This window comes from Citrobacter freundii ATCC 8090 = MTCC 1658 = NBRC 12681 (genome assembly GCF_011064845.1).
GTDB classification, from domain to species: Bacteria; Pseudomonadota; Gammaproteobacteria; order Enterobacterales; family Enterobacteriaceae; genus Citrobacter; species Citrobacter freundii.
Genome location: NZ_CP049015.1, coordinates 1,827,062 through 1,853,437 on the forward strand (window position 1 = coordinate 1,827,062; position 26,376 = coordinate 1,853,437).

General features: G+C 50.3%; 27 protein-coding genes, 1 tRNA gene and 1 riboswitch. Of the genes, 14 read left to right on the forward strand and 14 right to left on the reverse strand.

What is annotated here, in order from left to right:
- Positions 1-55: 55 nt before the first annotated feature.
- Complete coding sequence (rlmI, locus tag G4551_RS08670) at positions 56-1,246, reverse strand: 23S rRNA (cytosine(1962)-C(5))-methyltransferase RlmI (RefSeq protein WP_003836834.1); 1,191 nt, start codon at positions 1,244-1,246, stop codon at positions 56-58.
- A 94-nt stretch (positions 1,247-1,340) separates the two neighbouring features.
- On the opposite strand from rlmI, the gene yccX reads away from it, so the two are divergent.
- Positions 1,341-1,622 (forward strand): acylphosphatase, encoded by a 282-nt coding sequence (yccX, locus tag G4551_RS08675; protein WP_003836833.1) that lies wholly within the window; start codon positions 1,341-1,343, stop codon positions 1,620-1,622.
- On the opposite strand, the gene tusE is transcribed toward yccX, so the two are convergent.
- Together tusE and yccA are read right to left on the reverse strand one after the other, a co-directional pair.
- Positions 1,619-1,948: a sulfurtransferase TusE gene (gene tusE / locus G4551_RS08680; protein ID WP_003035914.1), complete on the reverse strand. Its 330-nt coding sequence runs from the start codon at positions 1,946-1,948 to the stop codon at positions 1,619-1,621. The two genes, yccX and tusE, sit on opposite strands and share 4 nt — an antisense overlap.
- An 88-nt stretch (positions 1,949-2,036) precedes the next feature.
- Positions 2,037-2,696 carry an FtsH protease modulator YccA gene (yccA, locus tag G4551_RS08685; RefSeq protein ID WP_003035917.1) on the reverse strand — a complete coding sequence of 220 codons (660 nt, stop codon included), beginning with the start codon at positions 2,694-2,696 and terminating at the stop codon, positions 2,037-2,039.
- A 271-nt stretch (positions 2,697-2,967) separates the two neighbouring features.
- Here yccA and G4551_RS08690 point away from each other — a divergent pair, with 271 nt between their 5' ends.
- Positions 2,968-4,596, forward strand: a complete 1,629-nt coding sequence (locus tag G4551_RS08690) for an ABC transporter substrate-binding protein (protein ID WP_003836832.1) — start codon at positions 2,968-2,970, stop codon at positions 4,594-4,596.
- 142 nt (positions 4,597-4,738) lie between these two features.
- Positions 4,739-4,826: transfer RNA gene (locus G4551_RS08695), tRNA-Ser, on the forward strand.
- 154 nt (positions 4,827-4,980) lie between these two features.
- On the opposite strand, the gene G4551_RS08700 is transcribed toward G4551_RS08695, so the two are convergent.
- The 11 genes from G4551_RS08700 to dsbA all read right to left on the reverse strand — a co-directional run bounded on the left by G4551_RS08700 (position 4,981) and on the right by dsbA (position 14,380).
- Complete coding sequence (locus G4551_RS08700) at positions 4,981-5,784, reverse strand: cytochrome c1 (RefSeq protein WP_016149885.1); 804 nt, start codon at positions 5,782-5,784, stop codon at positions 4,981-4,983.
- Between the two features lie 2 nt (positions 5,785-5,786).
- Entirely contained in the window at positions 5,787-6,947 is a 1,161-nt protein-coding gene (locus tag G4551_RS08705; RefSeq protein ID WP_008320242.1) for a cytochrome b, read from the reverse strand.
- Position 6,948: 1 nt separating this feature from the next.
- Entirely contained in the window at positions 6,949-7,500 is a 552-nt protein-coding gene (gene petA / locus G4551_RS08710; protein WP_003035923.1) for a ubiquinol-cytochrome c reductase iron-sulfur subunit, read from the reverse strand.
- A gap of 27 nt (positions 7,501-7,527) precedes the next feature.
- The gene (locus G4551_RS08715; RefSeq protein ID WP_003836831.1) at positions 7,528-7,968 is read right to left on the reverse strand and encodes a pseudoazurin; all 441 of its coding nucleotides are present in this window, start codon (positions 7,966-7,968) and stop codon (positions 7,528-7,530) included.
- A gap of 10 nt (positions 7,969-7,978) precedes the next feature.
- Complete coding sequence (locus G4551_RS08720; protein ID WP_003836830.1) at positions 7,979-8,794, reverse strand: ABC transporter ATP-binding protein; 816 nt, start codon at positions 8,792-8,794, stop codon at positions 7,979-7,981.
- The gene (locus G4551_RS08725) at positions 8,791-9,858 is read right to left on the reverse strand and encodes a FecCD family ABC transporter permease (RefSeq protein ID WP_003836829.1); all 1,068 of its coding nucleotides are present in this window, start codon (positions 9,856-9,858) and stop codon (positions 8,791-8,793) included. The genes G4551_RS08720 and G4551_RS08725 overlap by 4 nt, the downstream gene beginning before the upstream one ends.
- A gap of 66 nt (positions 9,859-9,924) precedes the next feature.
- Positions 9,925-10,977, reverse strand: a complete 1,053-nt coding sequence (locus tag G4551_RS08730; protein WP_003035934.1) for an ABC transporter substrate-binding protein — start codon at positions 10,975-10,977, stop codon at positions 9,925-9,927.
- A gap of 221 nt (positions 10,978-11,198) precedes the next feature.
- Positions 11,199-11,422, reverse strand: a riboswitch (cobalamin riboswitch).
- A gap of 242 nt (positions 11,423-11,664) precedes the next feature.
- Positions 11,665-12,174 carry a GNAT family N-acetyltransferase gene (locus tag G4551_RS08735; protein WP_174435670.1) on the reverse strand — a complete coding sequence of 170 codons (510 nt, stop codon included), beginning with the start codon at positions 12,172-12,174 and terminating at the stop codon, positions 11,665-11,667.
- 175 nt (positions 12,175-12,349) lie between these two features.
- Positions 12,350-12,643 carry a chaperone modulator CbpM gene (cbpM, locus tag G4551_RS08740; RefSeq protein WP_003836827.1) on the reverse strand — a complete coding sequence of 98 codons (294 nt, stop codon included), beginning with the start codon at positions 12,641-12,643 and terminating at the stop codon, positions 12,350-12,352.
- Positions 12,643-13,563 carry a curved DNA-binding protein gene (cbpA, locus tag G4551_RS08745; RefSeq protein WP_003836826.1) on the reverse strand — a complete coding sequence of 307 codons (921 nt, stop codon included), beginning with the start codon at positions 13,561-13,563 and terminating at the stop codon, positions 12,643-12,645. Before cbpA ends, cbpM begins: the two co-directional genes overlap by 1 nt.
- A gap of 193 nt (positions 13,564-13,756) precedes the next feature.
- Entirely contained in the window at positions 13,757-14,380 is a 624-nt protein-coding gene (gene dsbA / locus G4551_RS08750) for a thiol:disulfide interchange protein DsbA (RefSeq protein ID WP_003035960.1), read from the reverse strand.
- Positions 14,381-14,776: 396 nt separating this feature from the next.
- On the opposite strand from dsbA, the gene G4551_RS08755 reads away from it, so the two are divergent.
- The 11 genes from G4551_RS08755 (at position 14,777) to G4551_RS08805 (ending at position 26,372) form a co-directional block, all read left to right on the forward strand.
- Complete coding sequence (locus G4551_RS08755; RefSeq protein ID WP_003836825.1) at positions 14,777-15,181, forward strand: VOC family protein; 405 nt, start codon at positions 14,777-14,779, stop codon at positions 15,179-15,181.
- Between the two features lie 70 nt (positions 15,182-15,251).
- On the forward strand, positions 15,252-15,614 hold the full coding sequence (locus tag G4551_RS08760) for a hypothetical protein (RefSeq protein ID WP_003836824.1): 363 nt from the start codon (positions 15,252-15,254) through the stop codon (positions 15,612-15,614).
- A gap of 48 nt (positions 15,615-15,662) precedes the next feature.
- Entirely contained in the window at positions 15,663-17,543 is a 1,881-nt protein-coding gene (locus G4551_RS08765) for a protein-disulfide reductase DsbD family protein (protein ID WP_003836823.1), read from the forward strand.
- Positions 17,540-18,163, forward strand: coding sequence for a DsbA family protein (locus tag G4551_RS08770; RefSeq protein ID WP_003035975.1), 624 nt, complete (start codon positions 17,540-17,542; stop codon positions 18,161-18,163). The genes G4551_RS08765 and G4551_RS08770 overlap by 4 nt, the downstream gene beginning before the upstream one ends.
- On the forward strand, positions 18,153-18,659 hold the full coding sequence (locus tag G4551_RS08775; protein WP_003035978.1) for a protein disulfide oxidoreductase: 507 nt from the start codon (positions 18,153-18,155) through the stop codon (positions 18,657-18,659). The genes G4551_RS08770 and G4551_RS08775 overlap by 11 nt, the downstream gene beginning before the upstream one ends.
- A 195-nt stretch (positions 18,660-18,854) precedes the next feature.
- Positions 18,855-19,607: an NADH:ubiquinone reductase (Na(+)-transporting) subunit C gene (nqrC, locus tag G4551_RS08780; protein WP_003836822.1), complete on the forward strand. Its 753-nt coding sequence runs from the start codon at positions 18,855-18,857 to the stop codon at positions 19,605-19,607.
- 272 nt (positions 19,608-19,879) lie between these two features.
- Entirely contained in the window at positions 19,880-21,829 is a 1,950-nt protein-coding gene (locus tag G4551_RS08785; protein ID WP_032941193.1) for an FTR1 family iron permease, read from the forward strand.
- Positions 21,830-21,858: 29 nt separating this feature from the next.
- Positions 21,859-22,386, forward strand: a complete 528-nt coding sequence (locus G4551_RS08790) for an iron transporter (protein ID WP_003035987.1) — start codon at positions 21,859-21,861, stop codon at positions 22,384-22,386.
- A 200-nt stretch (positions 22,387-22,586) separates the two neighbouring features.
- On the forward strand, positions 22,587-23,966 hold the full coding sequence (locus G4551_RS08795) for a Fe-S-containing protein (protein ID WP_003836820.1): 1,380 nt from the start codon (positions 22,587-22,589) through the stop codon (positions 23,964-23,966).
- Positions 23,967-23,968: 2 nt separating this feature from the next.
- Complete coding sequence (locus tag G4551_RS08800; RefSeq protein WP_003836819.1) at positions 23,969-25,252, forward strand: ABC transporter permease; 1,284 nt, start codon at positions 23,969-23,971, stop codon at positions 25,250-25,252.
- Positions 25,242-26,372, forward strand: a complete 1,131-nt coding sequence (locus G4551_RS08805) for an ABC transporter permease (protein WP_003836818.1) — start codon at positions 25,242-25,244, stop codon at positions 26,370-26,372. Before G4551_RS08800 ends, G4551_RS08805 begins: the two co-directional genes overlap by 11 nt.
- The last annotated feature ends 4 nt before the right edge of the window (positions 26,373-26,376 follow it).

Sequence of the window (26,376 nt, forward strand, 5' to 3'; positions counted from 1 at the left end):
TCACCTCCCGGGAAATAGATACCCTCTATGTAAGGGTAATATTCCACTTTTCAAGTTACATGATGCGACAGGCAAACCCTTTCAGATACAGCCCTTCCGGGTAGGTAGCGATCACCGGGTGATCGGCGGCCTGACGGAACTGCTCTATAAATTGTACATCACGACCAGCATCTATTACGGCATCAGCGATGATTTTCTGAAATAAATCGGTGGTCATAAGCCCAGAGCAGGAGAAAGTCAGCAGTACGCCGCCCGGATTGAGCAACTGAATAGCCAGCATATTGATGTCCTTATAGCCGCGGCAGGCGCCCATCAACTGGCTTTTGTTTTCGACAAATTTCGGCGGATCCATCACGATGACGTCGAATTTCTCACCACGATCGCGATAAGCTCGCAGAAGTTTGAACACATCATCACGCACGAACTCAGCTTTGCTCAGATCCAGCTTGTTCAGTTCCACGTTCTGGCGGGCAATATCGAGCGCTTCCTGAGAGGTGTCAACGCTGACGACCTGACGGCATCCACCCATTAATGCTGAAACCGCAAATCCACCGGTATAAGAGAAACAGTTCAGCACACGCTGATTTTCCACATAACGACGCGTGGCCAGGCGGCTATCGCGTTGATCGAGGTAGTAGCCGGTTTTGTGACCATGCTGAATATCAACCAGCAGCTTCATGCCGTGCTCTTCAATTGGCAGCAGTGCTGGCGGAAGCTCGCCCGTTACTGGCCCTTGAGTCAGCTCCATACCTTCTTTTTTACGCACCGCAACATCGCTACGGTCATAAATGGCGCAGTCCGGGAAAACAATTTGCAGAGCGCTAATCAGCGCGGCGCGTTGGTATTCAGCCCCCGCACTGAGCAACTGCAACACCAGGAAGTTGCCGAAGCGGTCAATGGTGACACCCGGCAGACCATCGGATTCGCCGGCGATCAGACGGTAGCTGTCCAGACCGTCTTTTTTCGCCAGCCAGTCACGCCATGTCTGCGCCTGCTGCAGACGACGGGTGAAGAAATCAATATCGATGGACTCAGACTTGTCAAATGTCCAGACGCGTGCACGGATCTGCGACGCGGGTGAGTACGCGCCGCGTGCTAACCATTTACCCTGATGGTCAACAATATCGATGGTTTCACCGAGGTTGGCTTTACCTTCCATACGTGCGACAGCACCGGAAAATACCCACGGATGGCGGCGCAGTAATGATTTTTCGCGCCCTTTGGCTAACACTAAACGTACACTCATAATTTACTATTCTGTCAATTCAAAGAAATGGGCGCCATTGTCCTGAGTTTTACGCATATTTGCAACGCGCGCTGTGATGATAAGGAGAACCGCAATGTCGAAAGTCTGCATAATCGCCTGGGTCTATGGCCGGGTTCAGGGGGTAGGATTTCGCTACACCACCCAGCATGAAGCACAACGGCTGGGATTGACCGGATACGCGAAGAATATGGATGACGGCAGCGTAGAGGTTGTCGCCTGCGGTGAAGGTGACCGGGTGGAACAACTGATGAAGTGGTTGAAAGCCGGGGGGCCGCGAAGCGCCAGGGTAGACAGAGTTCTCAGCGAACCCCATCGTCCTGGCGACGAACTAAAGGGATTTAGTATCCGTTATTAAATACATTTCACCGGTTTCGGCAGGCCGGCAATTTTAGTCGCCTGCTTGGCCGGACCTTTTGGGAACAGGCGGTAGAGATAACGGCTGTTGCCTTTCTCTTCGCCAAACTTGTTGGCCATCGCTTTTACCAGCATGCGGATAGCGGGGGAGGTATTAAATTCCAGATAAAAATCGCGGACAAAACGCACCACTTCCCAGTGTTCTGCGGAGAGCGTAATGCCTTCGTTTTCGGCGATTTTCTCCGCCAGCGGCTCGCTCCACAGCGTGGTATCTTTCAGATAGCCTTCGCTATCGGTACTGATTTCTTTACCTTCAAAGATCAACATAATTCGTCACTACGTTAGTCAAACTGGCGGCAGTTTACCAAAAAAGAAAGCCCCGCATAAGCGGGGCTGGATAGTGCGAGTTGACAACTTAGTCGCGGCTGGCGAAGCCCAGAATGCTCAGCAGGCTGACGAAGATGTTGTACAGCGAAACATACAGGCTGACCGTTGCACGGATGTAGTTGGTTTCACCGCCACGGATGATATTGCTGGTTTCAAACAGGATAGCGCCTGAAGAAATCAGAATAAACACCGCGCTGATGGCCAGATGCAGAGCTGGCAGTTGCAGGAAGATATTCGCAACCATACCAATCAGCACCACCACGATACCTGCCATCAGCATACCGCCGAGGAAGGACATGTCTTTACGGGTGGTCAGCACATAGGCAGAACAGCTGAAGAAGACCAGAGCAGTGCCGCCCAGCGCCATACCGATAACATCACCCATGCCTGCAGACAGGTAGGTGTTCAGAATCGGTCCCAGAATGTAGCCCAGGAAGCCGGTGAATGCGAAAGCAGACAGAATTCCGACCGGCTTATCCGCAGTTTTATATGTCAGGAACATCAGACCATACATACCCACCAGCGTCAGGATTAGACCCGGGGATGGCAGCATCAGCACGGTGCTTGCCGTTGCGGTGATGGCAGAAAACGCCAGCGTCAGGCTGAGCAGAAAATAGGTATTGCGCAGCACTTTATGCGTGCTGAGTAGCGATGTACGGTCGCGCGAAGAACTAATAATACGATCCATGAGTCACTCTCTTATGACAGATGTAATTAATGATGGAGGATAATGAAATCAAGGGGAATGACACAGCGGTTTTACCCATCTTTACGCATTTTAACCCGCCAGACTTAAGCATATTATTTCAGCAAAAGTGTCTAAATTAGATGTTACCACTTATTGTTTGAAAATGTCAGATCGACATCTTATAGGTCACTGAAAAATATTGCGTTATTTACTGCATCCCTTTATGAGTGATTGCGGTGTCATCACAAAACAGAACAATAAGGTGCAGGGAATGACTCAACACAAATCGAAGGTATTTACGTTTACGCTGTTGGCCGCCTGTGTGATATCAATAAACGGCGCGGCATGGGCAGCTCATGTTCCCGCAGGAACAGCATTGGCTGAAAAGCAGGAACTGGTGAGAAATAATGGCAGTGAGCCGGCATCGCTGGATCCGCATAAAGTCGAAAGCAACGTTGAGTTTAATTTAATCAGCGATATGTTCGACGGTCTGGTTGCTGTCAATCAGGATGGGTCTATCGAGCCCCGCCTTGCGGCGTCCTGGGAGAATAAAGACAATACTATCTGGACCTTTCATTTACGTCCGGGCATTACCTGGTCTGATGGCTCTGCGATTACCGCACAGGATGTTGTCTGGAGTTGGCAGCGTCTGGTCTCGCCGCAAACGGCTTCACCTTATGCTTCGTATCTGGGCAATATGCATGTTGCGAACGCGGTTGATATTGCCCAAGGGAATAAAGATCCCGCTACACTAGGGGTCAAAGCCCTGGATGATACCACGCTGGAAATTACCCTGACGCAACCGACGGCGGCGTTTCTGGCGATGCTGGCGCATCCATCGCTGGTGCCGCTGGATAAAGTTCTGATTGGGCGTTTTGGCGACAAGTGGACCCGACCAGAACATTTTGTCAGCAGTGGGCCGTACAAACTATCGCAATGGGTGGTCAATGAGCGCATCGTTGCCGAGCGTAACCCACATTACTGGGACGATCAGCATACGGTTATTAATAAAGTTACTTATTTGCCCATCAGCTCAGAGTCGGCTGACGTAAACCGCTATAAGGCCGGTGAAATCGACATTGTTTATAGCGTACCGGTCAATCAGTTCGCCCAACTGAAAAAAACGATGGGCGATGAACTGCATGTCTCTCCCCAGCTTTCAACGTATTACTATCAGTTCAATACAACCCGCGCGCCGTTTAATGATCCGCGCGTGCGCCGGGCGCTGAATATGGCGTTGGATAAAGACATCATTGCGCAAAAGGTGATGGGGCAGGGGCAGCGAGCAGCGTGGGTTATCAGCCAGCCGGAAATAGGTGGGGTGAAACTGCATGCCCCGGAGTATGCGTCATGGCCGCTCGAAAAACGTATTGCTGAAGCCAAAAAACTGCTTGCTGAAGCCGGTTTTGGTCCTGAGCATCCGCTTAGCTTGAATTTGCTCTACAACACCTTCGAAACGCACCAGCGTATTGCGATTGCCGTATCGTCGATGTGGAAGAAAAACCTTGGCGTCGAGGCGAAGCTGCAAAACCAGGAATGGAAAACCATGCTAGACACTATGCACACCGGTAATTTTGACGTCGTGCGCTATGCGTGGATAGCCGATTATGATGATGCTTCAAGTTTCCTCAATATTTTCCGTACCGGTGATAGCGAGAATACTACCAAGTACAGCAACCCCGCCTTTGATGAAGCGATGCGTAATGCGGCGAAAGCAAATTCACTGGAAGAACGAGGCAAATACTATCAGCAGGCTGAAGATCTTTTAGGTGATGATGTCCCTGCGATTCCGGTTTACCACTATGTCCGCACGCATCTGGTGAAGCCGTGGGTGGGGGGATTTGCGCCGGATAACCGGGGAAATTACTACACCAAAGATATGTACATCAAAAAACATTAAGCGTTGTAGCCGGTATTTGTGCTGATTAAATGGTCAATCTGTTGTTATTTCAGTCGATTAACAACATTTTGGCTGTTTTTCAGGCAAACGAACACATTGGTGCTTTACAGGTCCGTTCGGGATGTTTATAGTGCGCCTCATTGGAAGCGTGGCCGAGCGGTTGAAGGCACCGGTCTTGAAAACCGGCGACCCGAAAGGGTTCTAGAGTTCGAATCTCTACGCTTCCGCCAAACATAAACCCCAAGCTATCAAATAGCTTGGGGTTTTTTCGTTTTGCTCGGTTTATATTTTGTCTTTCTTTACTCGTCTTAGTCGCGCAAGGGCAACAGTGCTGCTGACCGGTTGAATACTGGTGAAATGAGTAATCACCCCGCCTCGCAAAAGCTACATGAGCGAACGTCTCTTCATTCGTCGTAATATCCATAGCAGCCCCAGCATAATAGCCAGATAGCCCATAACGTAATTCCCTTGCTGTTTTCGTTCAGAGAGCGCCGGATCGGCTGCCCATGCCAGAAAGGCGGTAACATCCCTGGCGTATTGCTCCTCAGTTTCAGCTTTCTGTGACGCCGGACTCCATTGGATCTCTCCGCTATTCAGCGGTTTCGGCATGTTAATCACGCCGCCCGGAAAATAGCGGTTAGCCTTCAGTTCGGGATCGTCAGGCAGATAACCGGTGAGTAACGCGTAGACGTAATCAGCTCCCTGGTCCGTGTAGGGCAGAAAAGCATCTAACAGGAATTGCGGAAATCCACGATCGTATGAGCGGGCGCGGACGATATAGCTCAGGTCAACAGGTTCTGCGCCATTATTAAGGTATCGAGCTTCCCGCTCGTTTAAATATGGCGATATAAAGCTGTCATTTAGCGTCCCGTCCCGCTCACCCATCTGGCCGTCATCCTGAATCTCAGGAAACTGATAGCCGTTAGCGATACTTCTTGCTTCTTCTTCCGTGAGTTCCGGGCCGCCGGATCTGGTCAAGGTTCGAAAGGTAAGGTGCTTCATGCCGTGACAAGCGCGACACTTCTCTTCATAAACCTGCAGACCACGCCGAAGCTGCTCTTTATCATACTGGCCATTGATGCCGCTGAAACTCCATTCCTGTCGTTCAGGCGTGGCTTCTTGCGCATAGGTGGAGCCCAGTCCCAATAGAGAAAAACACAGAACACTGAATTTCAATAGTCGTTTCATCATCAGTCCTGTTTTTCCAGAAAACGACGGCAAGGTAATACGATTAAAAACCAGGCAAACCAAATCAGCGTCGAAAGCTGGGACGCGGCACGTATCCAACCTTCTTCGTTACGAAAACCGTCAAGAAGGTCGGGGCCAACCAGCGCTTTCGATCCTAACCAGCCTAAAAAGCAGGCATTGATGACCCACAGCCAGAATCCGCATTTGACCAGCTTGCTGTAATGGCGAAAACGAGCCCGGGAGGTATCAAGCCAGGGAAGAAAATAGAAAATCAGTATCGAACCGCACATCGCGGCTAGTCCTACGAATTCATTCGGGAAGCAGCGCAAGATGGAGAAGAAGGGAAGGAAATACCATTCTGGCGCAACAATTGCCGGTGTAATCGTTGGGTCTGCGGGAATAAAGTTATCGGCGCTGCTCAGATAGTGCGGAGCAAAGAATAAAAACCAGGCGAAGAGCATCAAAAAAAGGGTGATTTTGATGGCATCGAGATCGGTAATTTTGTAATCGAACAACAGGCTCCTGGACTCTTTCTCGCTGAACTTCTTTTTCATCGCTTGGGCAAACGCTGACTGTACGGTTCGTATATGAAAAACCGTTGCCACGACAATCACAAAAGGAAGAATAAAGTGGATAACAAAAAAGCGGCCAAGCATCGGTGTTCCCGGCGTATGGCTACCGACTAAATATGCGTATAACGTATCACCCACTAGCGGAATGGCCTGGGCAAAGCGAGTAATGACCGTTGCCGCCCAGTAGCTTTTTTGCCCCCAAATAAGACTATAACCAAGAAATGCGGTTATCATCAGGAGGATATACAGCGTGACGCTAATCAACCACATTGTTGTCCAGGGCTTGCGGTACACGTTGTAGTACATACCGCGAAAAATATGCAGATAACAGGCAAAGAAAAAGAGCGATGCGCCAATAGCATGCATATTGCGTATCAGTTCTCCGTGGCGAACCGCCCGCATAATATGAATAATGGAGTCAAATGCCAGCCCGGCTGTCGGGACGTAAAACATCGCCAGTACGATACCTGTCAGGATCTGCACGCCGAGCATAACCAGCAGGATTGCGCCGATAGCGAACAGCCAGAGTCCGGTAATCGAGCGAGGAAAAGGAATTCGCCAGCGAAGCGAATAGACGCGCTCACTCATCATGTCAGGCTTCCTTAGTGCCGATACGCACGATCTGACCATCAGAATGAAAGGCGTAATCCGGGATTGCCAGGTTGGTCGTTGCGGGGCCGCGCGTCACGCGCCCGGAGGTATCAAATTCCGAGCCGTGGCACGGACAAATCCAGCCCAGCCCTCCCGGCTGGGCGTTGGGGACACATCCGGCATGTGGACAGTACCCTTGAACCACCAGCCATTGGGGATGAACCGCAGAGACCCTCTCGCTGTCAGACTGTGGATCAATAAGCGTATGCCAGTCGGCATTTCTGGCGGCGACAATCTCTTCCTGCGTGCGGTGGTGAATAAGAATCAGCTTTCCCTGCCATATGCGCCTGATGGTTTGTCCAGCAGCAACACCCGCAAGAGAAACATCAATCGGTTCATTTTCCCCTAGCGTTTTCTCATCCGGGCTTAAGGCCGAAACCAGCGGCCACACAGCAGCCGCGATGCCCGCCGCGCCGACAAATTTCGTCAGTTTACACAGGCATTCCCGACGCTGTTCCTGGATTTCGCCATCTGCAAGTTTTTTATCTGCCACCTTGTATTTCTCCCAGAGCAATGCGGATTATTGTTTGTCGATACGCGCATAAATTTCCTGAAAGCGCTTATCAGCAATACCCGGCGCTTTGAATGCCCGATAGCTGTCCGGTAACGTGGTATCGCCAACCTTAATCATCATCACCATGCCCTGAGCGTAATGCGGTGAACATTTGATGCCGTAAAATCCAGGGTTGTCATAAGTCACCTCGATCTCTTCATCTATTTTTCCCATGAAACCGTGATAGTCAGCTGGAGACAATTCAGCAATTGAAGCCGCGTTGTGGCTCTTATGCTTACGGATAAACTTCACCGTATCACCGGGTTGGATCTCCAGATAATCCGGCTCGTAGACCATCGGCCCCGCAGACCCACGATTCTTCATCAACACTTCGTGAGTTTGCGCGAAGGCTGAAGAGGCGAGGGCGAGTAAACACAAAACTTTCAGACTCTGTTTGAGGTATTTCATCGATTCTTCCTTAAAATTCATCAGGTCTTTGATAACGAATAAAACAGTTTTCACTACCCGCTTCATGTTCGACAATGGCGTCGATACCAAACCAGGCATGGAGATTTTCGTGGGTAAAAACGGTGCAAGGTTTACCCTGCATCGCCATATGTCCGGAGGTCATTACGATGATGCGATCGCAGAACATCGCGGCATGATTAAGGTCGTGCAGAGCAGCAATCACCGTGAGTTTTTCATGTTTAACCAGACTCAGCAGGCCAATCTGATGTTGAATGTCGAGATGGTTGGTGGGTTCATCCATAAGCAACAATTGCGGCTGCTGCGCCAGCGCCCGTGCGATATGCAGGCGCTGTTTTTCTCCCCCGGAAAAGGTATGCCAGCAGCGGTGCTGTAATTCACTGAGATCGACCTTCTCCAGCATCGTTTGTACGATATCGTCATCTTTGGCAGACCAGGGGGTGAGCAGGCTAAGCCAGGGGGTCCGTCCCAGAGAAACGGCTTGTAAAGCGGTAAGCCGCTCGCTGGTTTCAGCCTGTTGTTCGACCAGCGCCACCTGTTGCGCAAGATGACGCCGCGAATAGTGCTGGAGCGCTTTTTGCCGCAGAGTGATGTGCCCGGAAGTCGGCTTCAGCAAACCGGCCAGCAGTGAAATCAGTGACGTTTTGCCCGAGCCGTTGGGACCGATGATACCGACAAACTCGCCGGGAGTTACGCGAAGAGAAATATCATCAACAATCGTCTTACCCTTTACCTTCCAACGCAGATTGCAGGCTTCAATAACGGCTTGCGCAGAGGTAACAAGTGGCTGTACGAGGTTTACCGTCATTTGTTCTGGTTTCCTCTTATCAGAATGATTGAAAACGCAGGCGCGCCGACTAAAGCCGTGATCACCCCAATTGGCAGTACCTGACCGGGTAGTAACGTGCGGGAAATAACATCGGCGACAATGAGGAAAATGGCGCCGGTAAGCGCACTAACCGGCAGCAGTCGATGATGCTGGTTGCCGACCAGCAAACGAGCGGCATGAGGGATCACCAGACCGACAAAGCCGATCGCACCAACAATGGAGACCATAATCGCTGTCATGCCGGTGACAGCAGCAATCAGTACTGCGCGGGTACGTTTGACCGGAATGCCCAACGATGCCGCGGATTCAGCGCCAAAGGAGAACGCATCAAGGTGGCGGGCATAACAGAAGCACAGCGCAATACCGACCAGAGCGGTAGGAATAGCTAAGACAACATCGGGCCAGCGTACACCGCTCAAATTGCCTAACAACCAGAACATAATTCCGCGTGCTTGCTCGGCGTTTGCTGAGCGGGTGATGATAAGCGACGTAATCGCATTGAACAGTTGCGAACTGGCGATCCCGGCAAGAATGATTTGGGTTGTAATCCCGCCGCCTTGTTTACCGCCAGCGGCCATCGCCAATAGCGCAACGAACAGAAATGCCGTCAGCGCACCAATGAACGCCCCTAAAGACATACTGATGATGCCAGCCCCCAGTCCCGTGAGCGCAATCAGCACCGCACCGGTAGATGCTCCGGCAGAAATCCCCAGTAGATAAGGTTCGGCGAGCGCATTGCGCAGCAACGACTGCAACACTACGCCGGAAACAGCCAGGCAGGCGCCGCAGCTGGCTGAGACCAGTGCTCGGGTCAGGCGGTAGTTCCAGACGATCCCGGCATCCAGTGCATCGACAGGATAGTGGGTATCGAAAAGATGATTTGCCAACGTGCTGAGTACGTGCCGCCAGGGGATAAACGTTTCGCCGATGGAAATCCCCGCCAGTAGTACGCAACACATCAGCGCACTGACCCAAACGGCATGACCACCGACTCTCACCGCAAGCTGACCAACAGCGCGACGCATCCTGCGAGAATCACTCATGATTATCTGCGTTCCTGAGTAACGGAGATGCGCTATACCGTGCCGTGATATAGCGCAAAATGTAGATTAATGAGCAGCCTGCGGATGCGCTAAGCCATATTCAACCAGAGCGTCAGCCAGTTTTTCCACCCCATCAATAGTTCTGATCCCGGCATTCATTGTCTGTACGTCAATGGCCGGCAGATGGTTTTCTTTGACGGCAGGAATCAGTTTGGTGACAGGATCGGACTGGAGGTATTCCATCTTGATCTTCCAGTCATCTGCCGGGAAGCGTCGGCGGCTCATCTCACCGAGCACAATGACAGAAGGGTTAGCTTTAGCGATGGTTTCCCAGCCCACCGTTGGCCACTCTTCAGCAGAATCAATGACATTTTTCACACCCAGCGTTTGGGCTATCCATGCTGCTGGGCCAAACTTCCCGGCAACGTAAGGATCGAGCTGTAAATCGGCGCTTGAGAACCAGAACACGGCAGAAACATTCTTATCCATGCCGGTAATTTTATTTTTTGCTGCTGATTCACGCGCTTTAAGGCTGGCAATCAGCGCTTCGCCTTTATCCTGAACATCAAAAATTTTTGCCAGATCGGCGACTTCCTGATACACCATAGCAATATCAAACATGCCCTTACGAACACCATCACCCCCATCTTCGTTATCCTTAGCACAGTCAGCTGGCGCGGTGTAAACGGGCACCTTCAGTTCACTAAACTGTTCGTATGAGGCAACTGTGCCAGCAGGGCCGATTTGCCATTCAAACTGGCTGGCGACCAGATCTGGTTTTTTAGCCACAATTCCTTCAAAGCTGGGAATATTTTGCGCAATGACGGCAACTTTTTCATTTGCTGCTTTGTAAGCATCCAGTACCGGGCCAAACCACAACGAAGTACCCACGACGCGATCGGCCAGCCCCAGTGAATAGAGAATCTCGGTACTGTTCTGACCCACGGTTGCCACGCGCGTTGGTGCCTGATTAAAGGTAATATCGCGTCCACAGTTTTTAATCGTCAGAGGATATTCGGTTTTTGCCGCGTTAGAAAAACCGGAAGTCAACAGTACAGTGGTTCCAACAATAGCCAGAAGCGTTTTTTTAGAAGAGAAAAATGTAGAATTAGCGTGCATTATCATCGTCCCGTTGATGCCAGAATCTTAAAGTCTGGTCATGGCTCATTTCATTCCATATATCGGGAGGAGACATGAAGATAGATGACATTAAATCGTGAATTTTAAGAATGAAGATATGCAACAAATGCAAATAAGCCTTACTTAGCCAAAATCTTATTCATAAATACACTACTGCTTACGTCAAATAATTCATCCCATGGACCATCCCGTCCACTTAATGGTATACATCGTTGACAGCAGGTCTCCTGACTCACGGTAATCAGAATATCGGCCTTCCCATAAAGACGAGCTTTACAGTGACCTGTGGCTTATTAACCACACAAGGATATTCTGCATCCGCCTACAGTTGCGGGGGCAGTTATGGAATTGAATTGAATAATTCTCACCATATTCCTATTCATATACAAAAATGTAATGAAATGCTGTCAAAAGCGACTCTAACGGCAATTGTTAACGAGGTCAACCGTATGAATAAACAGGGAAAACCTCACACCTTTGGTAAAATTGTTATGTTTTACAGTTGGTTATGCTTAAATCCTTTATCTCGGATGTATACATGAAAATAACAATAAAAAGCTAAATGAGAATTGATTGATATTGATCAAACTATAAACACGGTTTTATTTTTTCAATTTAATCATATTGATCGTTATCAATAACGCAGTTAATTAGCGTTGGGTTAATTTAATAATGTGATCTCTGCATATGTACCAATTGCCATTCATCCTGCATATCCATAACGACGCTAAAATCTTTACGCAACCAAAAATGATACCCTCCAGGCAAGAAATGATGAGTATGAAGATATAAGGTTTTATATTTTTGCTGCTGGCAGAAAATTTGAGCTAAAGCAAACAACCGGCTTCCGATTCCCTGTCTGCGGTAGCGCGCATCCACGTAGCAACGACAAATTTCTGCCGTTTCAGGCAAATTATAGTGCCCACGTAGCTCAGTGATACGATCATCATATTGACATACCGCAAGTGTAGCGATGAGCTCTTGTTTTTCACTCCATGCGCAAAGTAATAGATTTCTTTCTTGCAAAATATACTGCTGCTTGAGATCGAAGATATCTTCTTCAGCAGCAGGCATGACTCTCCCGGCATTGAAGAACAAATTAAGATGCTTAATAAGGAACGACTGAACAGCAGGTATATCGGCGTGAGTCATCTCACTAAACCTTAATCGGGTCATGGCAGGCATCCAAGCTTAGAGTGGAATACGATAATAACAATAAGACCACTTTCAAAACAATATTGACGCTGCTATGGCTACTCGCGCCAACGCGGTAGTCACCAGCGATTGCGCAATGTCATTAAGAGCGCGGGGCGGACAATAAAAGGGCCAGCACCATGCTGGCCCTGACACACTAAGGATGGCTGATAAAACGAGACAATCGCTGGCGCAGCAGGCGATTTTCCTGACGTAACTGAGCGTTCTCTTCCAGCAACGTCAATGCAACGGCAATCCCTGGCCAGTCAAGTTCCAGCTCCTGACGCAGGCGCATCGCGCGACGCATTACGGTCAGCGCATGATCGTCAAACGTCTCGTCTTCATGGGGTTCTATCACCCCTAAGCCGACAACCTCATGCAGTTCTTCTTCTGACACACCGGTGTACAGACAAAATTCGGTAATGGTAAAAGTGACGGTAACGTTAGCCATTATGCTTTCCCCCACTCTTTGCGCGGATCAAAGGTCTTTTGTGCATCCGCCAGTTGTTGCCACAGGGCGGCACTGGTGTCGTCAGGTTTCGGTGGCATGACGATCTTGATCACCGCATACAAATCGCCGGTATGTTTTTTACTTACCAGACCCTTGCCTTTAATGCGTAACCGCTGACCGGCCTGGCTGCCTGCAGGAATGGTCAGCAGGATGCTCTCTTTCAGCGTCGGAACGGTTACTTTCGCACCCAGCGCAGCTTCCCACGGCGCCAGAGGAACGACAACTTCCAGATCCTGATTAACGATATCGAACAGCGGATGCGGCGCAATATGAATCACCAGCCACAAATCACCGTTCGGCCCACCGTTTTCGCCGGGCGTACCCTGACCTTTCAGACGGATACGCTGGCCGTTACCGACGCCAGCCGGAATTTTCACGTTCAGTGTTTTGGGAATTTCACGTTCTACCATGCCGAATGCGTTGTAGACCGGCAGGTTGTAACTGATAGTGCGGCTATGCTCAGTAAGCGTTTCTTCCAGGAACACCGCAACTTCAATTTCAATATCGTGTCCGCGGCTGGCATGACGCTGGCGCGACTGGTGTGCATGCTGACCAAAAATGGAGGAGAAGATATCGTCGAAATCTTCGGCGCTGTAGCTTTGCCCCTCTCCTTGCTGGAATTGACGGCTGAACTGAGGGTCGTTGCGATGCTGCCACAGTTGGTCGTACTCGGCACGTCGCTGTTCATCACTCAGGACTTCCCAGGCTTCAGCAACCTCTTTAAACCGGGCCTCAGCGTCAGTCTCTTTGCTGACATCAGGATGGTATTTACGGGCGAGTCGACGATAGGCGGTCTTGATTGTCTTGAGATCGTCTGTCGGTTTCACGCCCATAATGGCGTAATAATCCTTTAATTCCATAGCGTTCTCTCGTGTAAATCAACACTTGAAGAAGGTGTACCCCGACAACAGGTAACACCGCTAAGTTTAGGGTAATCCTGATAACGGCGAATGCCAACCGGGAAGAAAGGATATTGGTCTAAATGATGTGATTGCGCACCACCAACAGCGCTTTTGACTGTTGTGTGGTGCGAAAAGTGAGATTAGCGAAATGTCAGGATTTGGTGATCAGATAGCGAACCGTATCCGCGTAGCTCTTCACAAAAGAGTTTAGGTCGTCAGATTTCAGTCCTTTTGGATTGATCATATATTTACCGTTGATAAAAATGGCGGGCACACCGGTTAAATCTACCGCTTTAGCCATTTCTTGTTGTTTTGCGGTCAGGGATTTCACGGCAAAACTGTTCCAGGCGGCATCATAATCACTGGCGCTGACGCCCGCGCTGATAAATACGTTACGAATATCATCCGCTGTTTTAACGGTTTGTTTTTTCTGAACGGCATCAAAAAGCAACGGTTTAACTTTATCTTGTACGTTTAACAGCATGGCGACGGACCAGGCGTGCGTCATGTCTTGCCCCAGCGGACCTAAAAAGTCGACGTGGTATTCGGTGAGTTTGACATCAGCAGGCAGTACTTTTTTCACGTTATCCGTGATTTCAAAAACTTCATCGTACTGATAACAGGAAGGACAGTAAAATGAGAAAAACTTCAGCGCAGCTGGGGCGGAAGCGACGGGTTTTTCCAGGGTGATATACTCTTTACCGTCGGTAAATGATGCTGCCTGAGCGCTAACTGTAAAAAGTAACCCAATCAGGGGTAATAAATATTTTTTCATTTTCATATACTCTAAATAACATTTGATAAACAAATTATCTGCTAATGAATACGTTATTCATTGCGTCTGGATATAATAAGGAAATCCCCTGAAAATGCGCTGACCCTTACTTTCATTTACGCATCAGTACGTAGCGGGCATTATTTGTGTGCTGACATTGAAATATTCTCTGGCATTCTTCGTAAATAGTGAATGATAACTTCCGTGATATTTTCGGTGGTGTTTTTAGCAATGTTATAGTGTAATAAACAAAGACGAAAATATGATTAATTATCATTTCGCCTTAAAGCGTGAATGGCATGGTATTGCGCTAAGTATTTGCAAATACCCCTGTAGATTGTCTTTTTCTTGTCGCGCGTGAATGAATAGGGTAAGTGTCAGAGATGAGCAACCCAAATGGATATCACTATGATCGACCACCTGGATCACCTGGTACTAACCACCAATCATGAAGAGGCTTGCGTTCGTTTTTATGTCGAGCTTTTAGGCATGAGGTTGGAAACTTTCGCACAAGGTCGGAAAGCCTTCGTCTATGGCAATCAGAAAATCAATCTCCATATTCGGGGAAAAGAGTTTGAACCTAAAGCCTACGCGCCAACGCCGGGGGCGCTGGATTTGTGTTTTATCACCACGCGTACACTGGAAGAGGTGACAGAGACGTTTCAAACCCACGGAGTCGAGATTATTGAAGGGCCCGTTGCACGAACCGGTGCGACAGGACCGATTCGCTCGGTTTATGTCAGGGATCCCGATCTCAATCTGATTGAAATCGCGGTATATCCAGCAGATGCCAGGACATAACTTTACAGCGCAAAGGTTGCCAAAAACCGGCGAGTGGTTAAGATAACTCGCATCAATGAGTGAGGGTATAATGGCGAAACGTCAACGGATGGGATGGTGGTTCCTCTGTCTGGCATGTGTTGTGGTGATGGTTTGCACCGCACAACGCATGGCGGGTCTGCACGCGTTGCAGATGGATACCGCCGTTACAAGCGTTGTCGCCAGCGCACAAGTGCAGGCCGATGAGGCCTCACCCGTTACCCCTTGTGAACTGAGCGCGAAGTCATTACTGGCTGCGCCACCCGTACTGTTTGAAGGTGCTATTCTGGTGCTGTGCCTGCTGCTGTCGTTGCTGGCGCCAGTGCGGGCGTTTCGTCTACCTTTTTTCCCACCGCGAGCCATCTCGCCGCCCACTCTCCGGGTGCATCTCCGATTTTGCGTCTTCCGTGAATGACAGAACAGCCGTTGCTGACTGTTAGATAATTATTCACGGAGAAAAACTATGATGACTGTTTTCAGGCAGACACTGCTCTGTCTGTTATTGCTATGGCTGCCCGTATCCTGGGCGGCTGAACCCGGCTGGCTGCGTTCACCCGATAACGATCACGCCAGCGTGCGGTTACGCGCTGATACGTCCGCTGGCGGTGAAACCCGTCTGTTGTTGGATGTCAAACTGGAGGACGGCTGGAAAACCTACTGGCGTTCTCCGGGCGAGGGGGGCGTTACGCCTGCTATCGCCTGGAAAGAGGAAATGCCTGCGGTCGACTGGTTCTGGCCAACCCCAGCTCGTTTTGAGGTCGCCAATATCACTACCCAGGGGTATCACGATAAGGTGACGTTCCCGATGGTGGTGCGAGGTAGAGCGCCCGCCACGCTCAGCGGCGTTTTGACGCTATCCACCTGTAGCAACGTTTGCCTGTTGACGGATTTTCCTTTTTCCGTAACGCCCACAGCCCAGGACCCGACTTTTGCACATGACTATGCTCAGGCGATGGGACAGATCCCACTTGCCAGCGGCCTGACCGATGCTCTGAGCGCCGGCGCACGGGCGGGAGAGTTAGTCGTCGAGGCTCACCGTGCGGGAGGCTGGACTGCACCAGGGCTGTATCTGGATGCTGTTGATGATGCGGATTTTGGCATGCCGCAAATCCAGGTTGAGGGGGAGACATTACGCGCCACGGTACCTGTACATGACGGTTGGGGAGAAGGCGCGCCGGATCTGCGTGGTAAGTCAGTCACCCTGGTGCTGGCAGATAACGGTGTTGCCCAGGAAAGTCGTCTTGCGATTGGCGAAGCCCCGGTTGTTGAGAACGCCTCACTCCCACTGTGGCAAGTGGTGCTAATGGCGCTGCTGGGCGGTTTGATCCTCAATCTGATGCCCTGTGTGTTACCGGTTCTGGGCATGAAGCTGGGCTCGATTTTGCTGGTCGAGGAAAAAAGTCGTCGCCAGGTCCGTCGTCAGTTCCTCGCATCGGTAGCCGGAATACTTGTCTCATTTATGGCTCTGGCTCTATTGATGACGGTGCTGCGTTTAACCAATCAGGCGCTTGGCTGGGGGATCCAGTTTCAGAATCCATGGTTCATTGGCGTGATGGTACTGGTGATGCTGACGTTCAGCGCCAGCCTGTTCGGGTGGTTTGAATTCCGACTCCCTTCTGCGATGACTACCACGCTGGCGACTCACGGCGGCAACGGTCTGTCGGGACATTTCTGGCAAGGCGCATTTGCGACGCTGCTTGCTACGCCGTGCAGTGCCCCGTTCCTTGGAACGGCGGTGGCGGTGGCATTGACCGCTTCGCTGCCGACATTGTGGGGATTGTTTATCGCACTTGGGCTGGGAATGAGCTTACCGTGGCTGCTGGTGGCTCTGCGTCCCGGTCTGGCGCTGCGTTTGCCGCGGCCAGGACGCTGGATGAATATGTTGCGGCGTCTGCTCGGCGTGATGATGCTGGGTTCCGCTATCTGGCTTGCGACGTTGCTGCTCCCGCATTTCGGGTTCGTAGGGCAAAGCACCGGCAAAGAGAGCGTGAACTGGCAACCGCTAAGCGAGCAAGCTATTGAGGATGCGCTGGCGCAACATAAGCGTGTGTTCATTGACGTCACAGCAGACTGGTGCATCACCTGTAAGGTAAACAAGTTCAACGTCTTGCATAAAGATGACGTACAGGCCGCATTGCAACAGCCGGATGTGGTGGCGCTGCGTGGCGACTGGACACTCCCTTCTGAAGCCATTACCGAATTTCTAAAAAAACGCGGCCAGGTTGCTGTGCCGTATAACCAAATTTATGGCCCTGGTCTGCCGGAAGGCCAGGTGTTACCCACGTTGTTAACTCGCGATGCGGTACTGCAAACGTTGAACGATGCCAAAGGAGTTACCCCATGAAGATGATGATTGTTCTGCTGTTAACCCTGTTTTCTGCCGTCAGTATCGCGAAAGAACCTGCGCCGTTTACCCCGGAACAGGAAAAGCAAATTGAAGCATTAATTCAGGAAGCCCTGTTTAACGATCCCAACAGCCCGCGGATTGGCGCAAAGCAGGCAAAACTGACCCTGATAAACTTCACCGATTACAACTGCCCATACTGCAAGCAGTTGGATCCAATGCTGGAAAAAATTGTGCAGAAATATCCTGACGTGGCGGTAGTGATCAAACCGTTGCCGTTTAAAGGTGAAAGCTCGGAACTGGCGGCGCGGACCGTGCTGACGACATGGCATCAGCATCCGCAGCAGTTTCTGGCGCTACATGAAAAACTGATGCAGAAGAAGGGCTACCATACCGATGTCAGTATCAAACAGGCGCAGGAAAAAGCGGGGGCCAGTCCGGTGACGCTGGACGCCCAAAGTGCTGAAACGCTGAGCACTAACCTGCAACTGGCGCGACTGGTGGGTGTACAGGGAACCCCCGCAACGATCATTGGCGATGAACTTATTCCCGGTGCGGTGCCGTGGGAAACGCTTGAGGAAGTGGTAAAAGAAAAACTGGCGGCGGCCAATGCTCAGTAAACTGCGCCGCTGGCTGCGCGAAGGGCTGATCTTACTGGCTCTGTTGGCGGGGGCGATGCTGCTGATGGATGCCTGGCGCGCGCCGCAGCTCCCTGCCTCTTTTGACAGTACGCCTTTACAAACGTTGGATGGTGAAACCGTCACGCTGGCGGCGCTCAGCAAAGACGAGCCAGTGTTGCTTTATTTCTGGGCGAGCTGGTGCGGCGTATGCCGCTTCACAACGCCGGAAGTCGCCAGGCTGCGCTCGGAAGGGGAAAATGTGATGACCATTGCGTTACGCTCCGGAAATGAAGCTGAGGTATCTCGCTGGCTGTTGCGTAAAGGCGTGGAATTTCCGGTCATCAATGATGCGAATGGGGCTATTTCCCACAGTTGGGCGATTAGCGTCACGCCCACGTTGGTGGTGATGTCAGAAGGTCGGGTGGTATCAACCACCAGCGGCTGGACCAGCTACTGGGGCATGAAACTTCGGCTGTGGTGGGCGAAAATATTCTGATATTTGTGCCGGGGGAACCCGGCATTTTTTTACGATAAAAAGGTAAGAAAAACATGTTGTTCTGATATTTGATCCTAAAGCTACACACTAATAGTTATATATTTTTGATTTTTTTCTGTAGTTGCAAATTCACAAGGATAATGGCATATCTGATGATGTTTTAAATATCTTATTTCTCGCAGGGATTATAGAATAATGCGCAAGGGTAAAGTTATTGTTATATCAATGATGTTTTTTTGTATCCTTATTTTTATTGCTGCTATTGTCTGGTTTATGATGTATCAGGGGGAACTCACTGAACCTACCAGTGAAGAGAAATATGCCGCCATTCTGCATGCTTCAGGCCTGTTGAAATCAGATGAGCACGATAAAAAAACAATTAAAAATTTGTATCAACGTTATATTTTAGCGCGTAAGGTTAATCTGGATTCCGGTGAATGGGTAGCTGATGACGTCCAGACGCAGGGATGTAAAAAACTCGCTCCGGAACATGATCCCGCGAAGATCCATCAGCGCTGTACTATTGCAGATGTATATCTTGTAAAAGATAAAAGTAATAAAATTCAACAAATTATACTCCCTGTTTTCGGTGAGGGTGCGAAGTCAATGATGTATGCCTTTCTGGCTCTTGACCCAGACGGACGTACGGTTAAAAACCTGTATTACTATCAGCAGCGGGAAACTCCTTTTTTGGGAGCCAGAGTGGAAGATGAAAGTTGGCGCAAGCAATGGCCGGGTAAAAAAGTGGTTGATAATAACTTGATGCCAGCGCTAAGAATAACTCAGGAGAAACCAGAGAATATCGATGAATATACAGTGGATGGTATTTCTGGCGCGACCCTGACATCGAATGGGGTTGAGAGAAGCATCAACTACTGGACAGGCGAACAGGGTTACGGCCGTTTTTTGCAACGGATTACTCGTGGTCCTGATATAATAGTTCCCTGATCACTTTTGTCTTAAATAACGTTTATCTTCATACTCACTGTTGGCCTCATTTGCGTCAGTGAGTATGGGGCAACTCTATTCCATATCACCGATAAATTCTCCTGTATTGACGGCATCACTAATCAATCCCAAATGTCTCAGTTTCGTATTCATCACATTTTCATGAGATAAATTTACATAACTTGTTACCCGTTGACATTTTTATGATCCAGGTCATGTACAACGCAAGCTAAAATCGATAATGATAATAATTATCATTTGTATTTTACGGGATGCGTACCGTGCGTAAGTTCTGTGTTTTCCTGCTGACCACTTTGTGTAGCTTGCTTGTAAGCCTTCATGTATGGGCCGCAACAAACTATGCTCCATTCATTGAGGATATTGAGCAACGTCTTGATAAAACAGCAGAACTTTACTCTCAGCAACAAACTGATGAAGCGCGGCGAACGGTGCAAATGGCCTACTTTGAGGTATTTGAAAACCTTGAAGGTCCTATTCGAATCAACATTTCCGCCAGCAAAAGTTATGAGATGGAAAGCGCTTTTGGTGAGATCCGTCGCATGATTGGCGCAAAAAAATCGCTCTCTGACGTGCAGTCTAAAATCGACTGGCTCAAAGCCTCGCTGCGCGAAGTTGAACCTGTGTTAGATGGCGGACATCGCCTGGTTGCCGAAGAGCAGCACAATGCGTTTTCTAGGACAGATATCGCCGTACACTGGCAAGAGAGTTTTCGTGTTATCGACGATTTGTTGGCCCAGGCAGTAAATAACTATCAGGCCGGGAATTTAAGCGTAGCCAGCCAAAACGTTCAACAAGCGCACTATCAGGGTTTTAAAAACTCAGAGATGGAAATGTCGGTCAGACAGAATCGATCGGCAAAAGACGCTGCTGCGATTAACCAGCAATTTTCTGCGTTGATTGCGCTCACCGCAGAGCCAGATCGCCTTAATGATGTCTCTTATCAGGTCACTACGTTGTTACAGGATATTGAGGATCTTCTGCCTGGTTTGCCTACTACCCGTGACGAACAGCAGGTCACGGCGGTGCAAAATACGGCGAATACGCCCACGGCACAGGATGATATAGCCCGCGCAGACTGGGCTGCCGTCTCGTTGGGTATCCACCAAAGTATTCAGAAAGCGATTGCCCGTTACCAGGAGGGCGATGCGAAGAATGCCATTCTGGATGTGCAAGACAGTTATTTTGACCGCTTTGAAGCTAGCGGTATGGAAAACAAAATCGGTTCTCGCGATTCGGCGTTTAAAACCTCGCTGGAGGCTTACTTCACGCGTCTGGTTAGTCTGATGAAAGCGGGTCAGCCAGTGGAAAGACTCAACGCCGAAGCCAGCGCACTGGAGCAGGATTTACAAAAAGCGGTGGTGATGTTGGGAGAAGGAGTAGAAACCCAGTGGAGCCTGCTGCTCTACAGCCTGATGATCATTGTCCGCGAAGGACTGGAGGCCCTGCTTATTGTGGCGGCCATCGTGGCTTATATGGTGAAAAACAATCACCAGGATAAGCTTCCGTTAATTCGCCAGTCGGTGATTGTTGCATTATTCGCCAGCGTCATTACCGCTGTGATATTCCAACTCCTGTTCACGAATTCCGGCGCCAGCCGAGAACTGCTGGAAGGCGTAACGATGCTGATTGCCGTCGTCATGCTGTTCTTCATGAGCTACTGGTTACTGTCTAAAGTCGAGGCTCGCCACTGGAAAGCATGGCTGGAAGGGAAACTGTCCCACTCACTTTCCCGTGGTTCACTGGTTGGACTGTGGCTTACCAGTTTCCTGGCGGTTTACCGCGAAGGGGCGGAGACCGTGCTGTTTTACTACGCCCTGATCGGGGATGCGAATGATATTTCTGGGCATATGGCGATTGCGGCAGGTTTTGTTATCGGCTGTGTTGTTCTGCTGGTCGCCTGGCTCATTATGCGCTACTCGGTTGTACGCCTGCCTTTGAAGCCGTTCTTTATGTTTACCGGCAGTTTTATGTACCTGATGGCCTTTGTATTTGCGGGCAAAGGGGTTCTGGAACTGGTGGAAGGTAAGCTGTTCCAGCCAACGTTGATTAACGGCTTCCCCGAAATCAGTTGGTTGGGAATTTATCCCTACGTGGAAACGTTATTACCGCAGGCCATATTGCTACTTGCGGCGCTGGCGGCGCTGTGGGTGATGCGGAGGAAAAGCACTGTTCCTGGGGAAACGATAAAAACTAATCTATAGCTGTTATTTGAGACGAGAGGATATGTCTGATGACCATGAAGAAAACCCTGATTGCCAGTGCAGTGATGGCCGGTATTTTCACTGCTCCGGCAGCGTTTGCCTTTAAGGAGTATCCGGCAGGTGAGCCTGTCACCATGAATGAGATGGAACTGGCCGCTGTTTACCTGCAGCCAATCGATATGGAACCGCGTGGCATGGGATTACCGGCAGCAAAAGCCGATATTCACCTTGAGGCGGATATTCATGCCGTGGAAGGCAGTAAAAATGGTTTTGGCGCAGGCGAGTGGATCCCTTATCTGACTATCAGTTACACCTTGATTAACAGTGATACGGGTGAAAAACAAGAAGGTACGTTCATGCCGATGGTTGCCAGCGATGGCCCTCATTACGGTGCGAACATCAAAATGATGGGGGTGGGTAACTATAAAGTGACCTATCACATCGAACCGCCGTCAAAAGCAGGTATGCACCGTCATACAGACAGTGAGACCGGTGTTGGTCGTTGGTGGAAACCATTTGACGTGAGTTATGAATTTAAATACGTCGGCCTGAACTAAGCGCTTTTCCATCAGGCTGCTTGATTTGCCATTTTGGACCGGGCAGTGCTCACAATCTTACGTACGAAGTGTACCCACGATTTGTTTTGCGCTGCTCATGTCTTAACTGACCGCGAACTTATCCCCCTGATGGGCTGGCTCTAAATTATCGATGTACCTGGATAGTTACATCATTCAATCCGCCGTACAGAGTCGATGTTATGAGTTATTTTTTTGTCACGACGCTACAGGTTTTTTTCTGCATTGCGCTGCTCTCCGGGGTTCTCTGGAGTCGCATCGATCCCCCTTCTTTGCGCCCACTCGTCTGGACCTTACTCACAGGTTTAATCGTTGGCGTGCTGGTGGGACTTACCCTCCGTGGCTCGCAGCCAGTGCAATTGTTGCTGGTTGGCACAGAAGTGATGATTACGCTGCTGTTTGTGTTGAGCTTCTGGTGGGTATCAAAGCGCATTCGCTACCTGTGGCAGGCGATTTTGGTGTTTGGCGCAGCCCGACATTGGGCTTTGGATCCCAATCTCGGCGGATTAACCAGCACCCATGTGCTAAATACCGATCTGCTGTTGAATCTGACGGCAATGCTATTGGCATTTGCGATCCTCTGCCTGGTTGGGGTACTGAGCGCCATGCTGTTGCGTCGTATTCGTGGACTCTACTGGCCGTTGACGCTGATTCTGATGGTCATGATTTGGCTGCCATTAAGCGGTAATTTGTTGCTACTGCTAATGAAACTGCAGGTGCTACCGCTGGCGAAATCGCTATTGAGTTTCGTGGCCAAAGTGACAAACAACGCGGCGATGTATAACTGGTTGGGGGCCGCCCTATTACTTGCTCTGGCACTGTGCTGGGTACCGGCGTTGTTATGCGCGTTCCGCCAGACGCGTAAAGCCGATGAGCCGATTGCTTATCGACTGGCGCTGGCGCATCGTCGAAATGCGTTTCGTCTTTGGCTGGTCACGCTAGGTTGTGCGGTGGTGGTGATCGCCGGACAACTGTGGTGGGAAAAAGTCGCCTCTCAACCGCCGCAGTTGTCAGAAGCCATTCCGGTACAACTTGCCAGTGATGGCATGGTTCATCTGCCAATAGAACGACTCCGTGATGGCAAGCTGCACCGCTTTGTTTGGGTGGCTGATGATGGTAAAGCGGTACGTTTTTTCGTGATTAACCGTTATCCCGACAAGTTGCGTTTGGGGGTAGTTTTTGATGCCTGTCTACTGTGCGGCGATCAGGGTTACGTGATGGAAGGTAATCAGGTTATCTGCGTGGCATGCGGGGTACACATTTTCATTCCTTCGATTGGTAAACCTGGTGGTTGCAATCCTGTGCCAATTGAAAACTGGCGTAATGATGAGAAAGAGCTGGTGATCCCAGGTAAAGAGCTGGCTGCTGGCGTGAATTACTTCTCGACGGTCATGACCATCAAGGTGACCGACCCGGTTGATGGTTCCACATTGACCAATACTTCTGCTGACTACAAATACAGCTATGGTGGCAAAACCTGGTTTTTCTCGTCCGAGGCCAATTACGATCGCTTCCGTAAAACCCCGGAACAGTTCGTCCCTGCTGAATTGAGGGAGGAGTAACAATGCTGTGGAGAATGTTACGACAATCCTGGGGGCGTAATCTCCGACGCAAGGGGCTGGCTATTATGACCGTCTTTCTTGCGTCCAGCCTTATCTCCGCCTTGCTGGCGGTGTCGATTGATATTGGCGATAAAATGTCCAGAGAATTGAAGTCCTATGGTGCCAATATTTTGATTGAACCTGCCGGACAGGCGGCGCTTCCTGCACTTTTCAGTGAAAACAGTAATCCACTATCAGGACAGGATTTCCTTGATGAAGCGGAACTCCCCAACATTAAGGATATCTTCTGGCGCAACAACATTGTCGGCTTTGCCCCTATGCTTGGCGGTGATGTCGACGTTAACGGCAAAGAAGTACGTATTCTCGGCACCTTCTTCAGCCAACCGGTAGATATTCCAGATGAAGAAGGGTTTGAGACGGGGCAAAAAACGGTAAGCCCGTTCTGGCAAGTGACAGGCCACTGGCCGCAAGAGCCTGCTGGTGATGCTCCTCAAACACTGGTAGGGCATGCGTTGGCACGACAAACGGGCTGGAAGCCAGGCGATAAACTGGTGATCCGTACCAGCAATACAACGTTGAATGTGGCCGTCAGCGGCATTCTCTCCAGCGGCGGGGACGAGGATAACCAACTGGTTATGCCGTTGAGCACGGCGCAAACGTTGCTGGATTTACCCGGCAAAGTACAGGCCATTCGTGTCTCAGCGCTGACGGTGCCGGAAAATGAATTGTCGCGTCGGGCGCGTGAAAATCTCGATGCACTGAATGCTGAAGAGTACGACCTTTGGTACTGCACTGCCTATGTCTCGTCCATTGCTCATCAACTGGAGGAGGCTATTTCCGGTGCAGAAGTTCGCCCTGTGTGGCAGGTTGCTGCATCTGAGGGGGTTGTAATCGATAAAATTCAGTTGCTGATGGCCGTAGTGACGGTCGCAGCACTGGCAGCTTCGGCTATGGGAATTGCGTCACTTATGACCAGCACCATTATGGAACGCGCTAAAGAGATCGGCCTGATGAAGGCGCTTGGCGCGCATCAGTGGCAAATCATGCTGTTGTTCTATCTTGAAGCCGCGTCCAGTGGACTGGCCGGAGGGGCATTGGGATGTGTTGCTGGATGGGGAATGGCGAAAGCGATTGGCCTGATGCTATTTGATGCGCCATTGAATTTTGCCTGGATTGTGGTGCCATGTGTATTGGTTATTGCGGTCCTGATTGCCCTGATTGGCACCTGGTTCCCGGCCCGCCGTATTGCCCGCCTGTATCCTGTGGAGGTGCTGTATGGCCGCTAAACGTACGATGCTCTGGTTGCTGGTATGGCGGGCACTGCGTCTGCGTTTTCAGCGAGTTAGCGTAGTATTTGCCGCATTGATGGTCGGGGCGACCATTGTGACCGCGCTATCTGCGGTGTGGTTCGACATCAATACCAAAATGAGTGAAGAATTGCGGACCTTTGGCGCAAATTTCTACATCGGGCCAGGCCATGGCTCCGGCATGCCGCAGCAAGCGTTGCAGACTATTTTAGATCAGGCACCGCAAGGCCTGGTTCACGGAGCCAGTCCTTGGCTTTACGGTATGGCGCGTACCGAGCTGGAGAAGGTGGTGATTGTCGGCGTGTGGTTTGAATCCTTGCAAAAGCTGGTGCCGTACTGGCAGGTTCAGGGGAATTGGATTGGTGTCAGCTTTGACGATCGCAATGCGATGATTGGCATCAAATTGGCTGAGCGTCTTAACGTCCAACCGGGCGATAACATCATCCTGGTGGATCACAATCAGCGCAAAAACTTACAGATAAAAGGCATTGTTGAAGCCGGTGATGCGACAGATAACATGCTAATTGTGAGTCTTGAAGTGGCGCAGGCGTGGTTGCATCAGCCCGATAAAATCAGCCATGGGCTGCTGAGTGTCAGTAACGATGTCGGTCAGGTGGAAAACTATGCCAGCCGATTGCAGGCTCAATACCCGGATCTGGAGATCCGTCCAATACGGAAAGTCTCCGCATCAGAAGGACAGGTACTGGATAAAATAAAAGGGTTAATGGGGCTGGTATCGGTTGTGATCCTTGCGCTGTCATCTTTGTGTGTGAATACCACGTTGATGGCCATTGTGGGTGAGCGGGCAAGGGAATTTGCGCTGCAAAAAGCGTTGGGGGCCAGCAACGGTGATATTGTCCGGCAAATTCTCCTTGAAACCTGCATTATCGCGCTGGCTGCAGTGGTTTGTGGGTGGATCTTAGGGTACATGTTGGCCCAACTACTGGGACTGACTGTATTCAATGCCGCAATATCGCTACGCTGGCCAGTGCTGCCCATCACCCTGACATTATCTTTACTGGTCGCCATTCTGGCGGCGATTGTTCCGGTCCGTCGCGCGGTTAGCATCGAACCCGCAAAAGTGTTGAAAGGAGAGTAACGCC